The organism is Bacteroides muris (ex Afrizal et al. 2022) (assembly GCF_004793475.1).
Classification (GTDB): domain Bacteria; phylum Bacteroidota; class Bacteroidia; order Bacteroidales; family Bacteroidaceae; genus Bacteroides; species Bacteroides muris.
The window spans coordinates 1-5,198 of record NZ_SRYZ01000087.1 but is presented as its reverse complement, the minus strand read 5'-3'; the positions used below and the strand labels follow the sequence as shown (position 1 = coordinate 5,198).

Annotated in this window: 7 protein-coding genes; 2 read left to right on the top strand and 5 right to left on the bottom strand. The window is 44.8% G+C overall.

From position 1 onward, the window contains the following. Window positions 1-26: 26 nt before the first annotated feature. Window positions 27-287, bottom strand: coding sequence for a Txe/YoeB family addiction module toxin (locus E5355_RS18770; protein WP_136011523.1), 261 nt, complete (start codon window positions 285-287; stop codon window positions 27-29). Continuing rightward, window positions 284-514 (bottom strand): type II toxin-antitoxin system Phd/YefM family antitoxin, encoded by a 231-nt coding sequence (locus E5355_RS18765; RefSeq protein ID WP_136011522.1) that lies wholly within the window; start codon window positions 512-514, stop codon window positions 284-286. Before E5355_RS18765 ends, E5355_RS18770 begins: the two co-directional genes overlap by 4 nt. 12 nt (window positions 515-526) lie before the next feature. Between E5355_RS18765 and E5355_RS18760 the strand changes: the two genes are divergently transcribed. Then, window positions 527-1,057 (top strand): hypothetical protein, encoded by a 531-nt coding sequence (locus tag E5355_RS18760; RefSeq protein WP_136011521.1) that lies wholly within the window; start codon window positions 527-529, stop codon window positions 1,055-1,057. A 37-nt stretch (window positions 1,058-1,094) separates the two neighbouring features. On the opposite strand, the gene E5355_RS18755 is transcribed toward E5355_RS18760, so the two are convergent. Both E5355_RS18755 and E5355_RS18750 read right to left on the bottom strand, forming a co-directional pair. Further along, complete coding sequence (locus E5355_RS18755; RefSeq protein ID WP_136011520.1) at window positions 1,095-1,415, bottom strand: hypothetical protein; 321 nt, start codon at window positions 1,413-1,415, stop codon at window positions 1,095-1,097. 7 nt (window positions 1,416-1,422) lie between these two features. Next, window positions 1,423-3,834 (bottom strand): TonB-dependent receptor domain-containing protein, encoded by a 2,412-nt coding sequence (locus E5355_RS18750; protein WP_136011519.1) that lies wholly within the window; start codon window positions 3,832-3,834, stop codon window positions 1,423-1,425. Between the two features lie 174 nt (window positions 3,835-4,008). On the opposite strand from E5355_RS18750, the gene E5355_RS18745 reads away from it, so the two are divergent. Continuing rightward, entirely contained in the window at window positions 4,009-4,545 is a 537-nt protein-coding gene (locus E5355_RS18745; protein WP_136011518.1) for a hypothetical protein, read from the top strand. A 19-nt stretch (window positions 4,546-4,564) separates the two neighbouring features. On the opposite strand, the gene E5355_RS18740 is transcribed toward E5355_RS18745, so the two are convergent. After that, window positions 4,565-5,140, bottom strand: coding sequence for a helix-turn-helix transcriptional regulator (locus tag E5355_RS18740; RefSeq protein WP_136011517.1), 576 nt, complete (start codon window positions 5,138-5,140; stop codon window positions 4,565-4,567). Between the last annotated feature and the right edge of the window lie 58 nt (window positions 5,141-5,198).

Sequence of the window (5,198 nt, the reverse complement as noted above, 5' to 3'; positions counted from 1 at the left end):
ATATATGCGATATTTACAAATTAAAACTAGCAAGCTGAACTTGCGAAACTTAAATAAATTACTATCATATCATCATGCACAGAATAAATAAGTCTATGCTCTGAGTTAATTCGCCTTGACCATTTACCTGCCAATTCATATTTGAGAGGTTCAGGTTTACCTATGCCAGTGTAAGGATGTTCCAATATATCTGCGAGCAGTTTCTTAATGCGTTTGGTCATGTCGGAATCATTCTTCTCCCAATATGACCACTGTTCCTTGGCAATAGGAGTAAATATCAATTTCATAGTTCGTCTAAGTTTACTTCTATTCCTCTGCCTGCCTTTAGGTCTTCTTCTCCTTTACGAATATCGTTCATGGTTTGTTCAGAAAACATGATATATTCGGTCTCCTTCAAAGAATTATATTCTTCCAAAGAAATCATTACTACTCCCGTACCATTACCACGATTGATAAGTACCGTATCGCAATCGTCAATGCCGTCAATACCGCATGGCATGATTCCGAGATACATACCTTCGAACAGTTGGAAGCAAGCCTGAAAGCCTCCGGCGTAGAGTTAAAATACAAGTATCGCCGAGGCACAGAGGAAATCCAAGGCCTTTCATTCATCTGCAAAGGCAAGTGTTTTCCTGCCTCTAAGATTGACCGCCGTTTCAGTTTCGGTAGTATCAAGGCTCATCTTGCAAAGAACAAACCGTTGCATCCGCAATCCCGATGGATGTATGCCGATGGCACAAATCCTGATGCTCCGGCACAGTCGCAAGGACACAACAATTTCGGACTATATGGAGGGGCATCCCAATCCCCCACCGAAGAAGGCCCATGCACGGTATCGGGGGGGGCGACAGCGAAACGTGGCCGGAATTCCGTCGCCGACATCCGGAGATGTCACCGACAGAAGCCCTTGCCGCTTTCAGAGCCAAGAAACGAGGCAAGAATCTTAACGGAGACTTTTCAATGGGCGGTATGCACTAATATCCTCTATAACCCTATTAAAGACAGGCAACCCCGACAATCACTGCCGGGGTTGCCTGTCTTCTTGCATGAAATATAGCTGTTTTCTGTAAATATTAATTAGGATTTGGAGTATGCTATTGACACACCTTAAACCTTTTCTTCCTTCCGTTAATCCGAAGTGTTACTTTCGGATTAGAGAATTGGGTGATATGGGGAAAGGTAAGTGTTACCGTTGCAGTACCATCTTTGACACTTACTGTTACAGAAGTGGCGGAGTATTCTTTGCCGTAGGTAACGAGTTTTACATCCGTTACCTCGTACCGGCTACCAGCCTTATCATCTGTAAAGACGATAGTGACTTCGTTGTCGTAGTTGTTGAACCCCTGACAGTGCGGTTCTGCGTAGGCTATTCCGCAGACCAAAGACAGGATGAATGAGATGATAAAAGTTTTCATGTTATTTTTAGAATCGGTTCATCTCATTTGTTCCGGCACCTTGTCCTCTATATCTGTCACGGGAAGAATTAAAGGTGTATTGCAGGGTCAGCATGAACGTGCGGTTGTTTGTCGTATTGAACTTATGTATGGTAACATCCTTGTTCAACAACGTGGCATCACGATTACTCTTATTAAAGATGTCGTTGGCCTCCAAAGTTACACTGAACTGATTATTGAAGAACGCTTTATAGAGTTTGGCATTGAGATACGACGATGAGGATTGTTTCATGTTGTCATCGTTACCGCCGCTCATCCACTGCATATCTACATTCAGCCAAATATCGTAGGGAAGATGAATGGCATTCTGAAATTGCATAAGTCCTATGGGGTTGTTAAGGCTCTTACGACCATCAGCATAATCTATGGTAAGCCACTGTTTCATAATGCCGACATTTATTTTAGGCTGCCATACACCCACCTTAAACTGTGCGCCGACAAATGCCTGAAGATTCTGTATCTTGGGGAAATTTGCCATCGTTATAAGTTTGACCTCTGCATCATCCGCATAGGGATATGTGGTGTTCATTATCGGGTCTTTCTTATATGTGTAGGTTATCTGCCCGAAGAATTGGCGCCATGCCCCCATAAGTTCAACAGAATGCATCTTCTCCGGCTTTAAGAACGGATTACCACCTTCGAGGGTAAAGCGGTTGATATAATCCACTGTTCCGTCAAGGTCAGCATAGCTTGGCCGTTGGGTCTTATGTGTATAGCTCATTGACAACTGCACGTTTCTTATCATGGTTGACAGCGATAATGAGGGGAACAGATTATTATATATTTTGCTCTGATCTTCCTTTTTTTGTCCGTTTTCGAGATATTCAAATCTTACATGCTCATACCGCAATCCAACACCTAAATTGAATTGTCCGAAAGTCTGGCCGATTTCCACAAATCCGGCAATGTTGTTTTCGTCAACTCTTGAATCTGCGTTGCCTATTAAAGTAGCATCGGTATTGTATTCGGATGAGAAACGCGATGATGTGTATTCCTCTCCGAACTCAATACCGCCTTTCCCAAAAGGATAGCTTAATACAAGTTTTTCAGCCAACATTCGGCTTCTGCTTACACCGAGAGAATTTATAAGGGAATTGTTTTGGGTGTCGCTTGTTTCATTATTAAACATGGGGTTGCGATTTTTTCGCCACATATAATCCATGTTGAAGTCAATACCGAACTTCCCGATTTCTCCGTTATAATAGAGATTGGCGTGATGCTTGGGTAACGTATTGTTGTTACTACGACCATACATTGAGAGATTGTCATAGGGCTGTCCGTCTGCCAACACACGGCTTATTCCGGTGTGTTCAGATCTTTGCTTTGTAAATCCATTGGAGTAATAAGCACCTATGGAATGGCTGTCATTGAACATATAGGAGAATCCGGCTTTGCCGAAAAACTCATTTGTTCTCATGGAACCGTCCTGTGTAAGAAGTTGATTCCACACGGTTGTTGATTGAGTCAACATATCGACTCTATTACTGCTTTGGAATTTTCCTCCGATGTATCCGAAATTACCGAATAACTCCAATCCGCCAGTTCTAAATTTGAAATTAGCCTGATCCACTGTGCGGAAATATTTCTGCATAACTCCTTGTGCACGGAACGTTCCGCTGAAGCCATCTCCATGCGGGCGTTTAGTACGGATACGGATTACAGATTTGACTGAGGCATCGTATTTAGCACCGGGATTGGTAATTACCTCCACATTCTTTATGTCGGCAGAATTTAACTGCGATAGTTGTGCGAGGTCTTGTACCTCACGGCCATTTATATAAATAGCCGGAGAGCCTTTGCCAAATACCTCGAAATTACCGTCACGCCCAAGCACCATAGGCACTTGTGTAAGCACGTCATTGGCGGTGCCGGCGTGTTCAAGTTGCGACCCTGCCACATTGGTAACAAGAGCATCACCTTTGATTGCAGTAACAGGACGGTTGGATTTCACAACAACCTCACCGAGCATCACACTTTCGGGATTTAATTGGATAACTCCAAGATTCCCGGTAGCCGGAATATCCATAGTTTTGGTTGAGTAGGCTATTGACGAAAGCCTTATGAATTTCGGATTGCCTTGTGGTTTCTCAAAAAGGAATCCGCCGTTTTCATCGGTAACGGTACCGGCTATGTAGGTGGAATCGGCTTTGAGAAGCACGACATTCACGAAGTCGAGAGGCGAATTGTTTTCATCTACGACTTTGCCTATAATGTTTCTACACAGTGTATTCTCATTCTTATCTTCCATTAGAGATAAAAGTGTCCCAATCAGAGCTTCCTCTTGACTTGAGAACTGAGCCGTATCTAATGGGTCTGATGTCTGCGCAAAGTCTTGCAATACGCAGATTATCGCAATGACGAAAGTTAATACTGTTTTCATATCTTTGTAAGTTTTATGTTTTCTGCTGCAAAGTTACAGCCGTGGAAAATACCTTGCCATATCCAAAAGTATATGATTGCATCCTGCGGCGGCTGTGAGGCGTAAATATATACTTTTGGATATGGTGCAGTCCTGTGGCTATGCCTAATTTTGCGGTGGATTAAATAATCTGATATGACTGACGAAGAAAGATATATTATTAAGGAGAGCCGTGTGATGGTTATCGGAACACCGCACTTCACCAGATATGTGTTGCCGGAACTGGAGCGGATCGGATTCAGGGATATTCAGACCGGCTGTGACCTCGTCGCCCTTGCTGAACTATCTCATGTCAATATCATCGCAGAATATGGCGGCAACGGAGAATCATGCCTGAAGCATCTAAAGGAGATTAAGACTCCGGTAATCTGTCCATTCGATTTTGTCAGAGGCGCAGGGGCAATGGTGATAATGCCCCATGATGACAGGGAACTTCTTGCACAGCCTGATTTACGGCTGTGGGCGGCGGAATATATATCGGGATACTGCGCTTTCTGGAATATGGGGGGATGCGACTGGCTCGGTGAAGCATTGCCGGAGATAAAAGCTGGAGTAATCAACGAATCCGCTCAACGGCTTGCAGCCCACATCTGCGCACGGATAGCCGCCAATATCGCAGTCGGTCGGGAAGTGAAGCATTTTCCGCGTTTCTATTTAGCGGAGAGTGAATAGTGGAGTGCGGAGAGTCAGCTCACAACAGTTTGTTGTTGGTTGCCGCCATAATCGCCTCGGAGATATTGCGCACATCAAGTTTCTCGAATATGCGTTGGCGGTATTTCTTTATGGTCACCGGCGAGAGGCAGATGCGGTCGGCAATATCAGTCATTGTGTAGCCTTGAATAGATAGAGTTAGCACCGATTTTTCGCCGTCGGTCAGCACGGGCATCTGCCGTTTGTCCCAGCGACGTGTGGTCAGATTGTACTCAAAGAAATCTGACGAGCCTACGCGGTGCATCTCAATATGTCCAGCCTCGGTGTGTGTCGAAGCCGACACCATGCATAGGGCGAGCCATATCCGCCCGTCGGAGGTGAGGGCAAGCGGAGTTAGCTTGTGGTTGACAAGGATCCTTCGCCCGTCGTTGAGGATATGGAAATCGTAGGAGATGTACCAGTCCTTACGCTCATTGACCGGAATATTGTTGTAGAACGAGAAACCTGCCCTGTTCAGTTCAATGAGCATCGGCTGTTCATCCTCCGGCACATAACGTGAATAAAAACGGTAACCGAGTGCCGTCATCTGCTCCGGCGGCAGTCCGCAGAGAAACATCGGATGTAATCATTCTATTTTCCGCCACGACAATTTTATCGGCTGTTTTTCAGCCGAT

Coding starts and splice junctions, on each gene's coding strand:
- E5355_RS18750 (WP_136011519.1), bottom strand. CDS start 3,834: ATGAAAACAGTATTAACTTTCGTCATTGCGATAATCTGCGTATTGCAA.
- E5355_RS18765 (WP_136011522.1), bottom strand. CDS start 514: ATGTATCTCGGAATCATGCCATGCGGTATTGACGGCATTGACGATTGC.
- E5355_RS18755 (WP_136011520.1), bottom strand. CDS start 1,415: ATGAAAACTTTTATCATCTCATTCATCCTGTCTTTGGTCTGCGGAATA.
- E5355_RS18740 (WP_136011517.1), bottom strand. CDS start 5,140: ATGTTTCTCTGCGGACTGCCGCCGGAGCAGATGACGGCACTCGGTTAC.
- E5355_RS18745 (WP_136011518.1), top strand. CDS start 4,009: ATGACTGACGAAGAAAGATATATTATTAAGGAGAGCCGTGTGATGGTT.
- E5355_RS18770 (WP_136011523.1), bottom strand. CDS start 287: ATGAAATTGATATTTACTCCTATTGCCAAGGAACAGTGGTCATATTGG.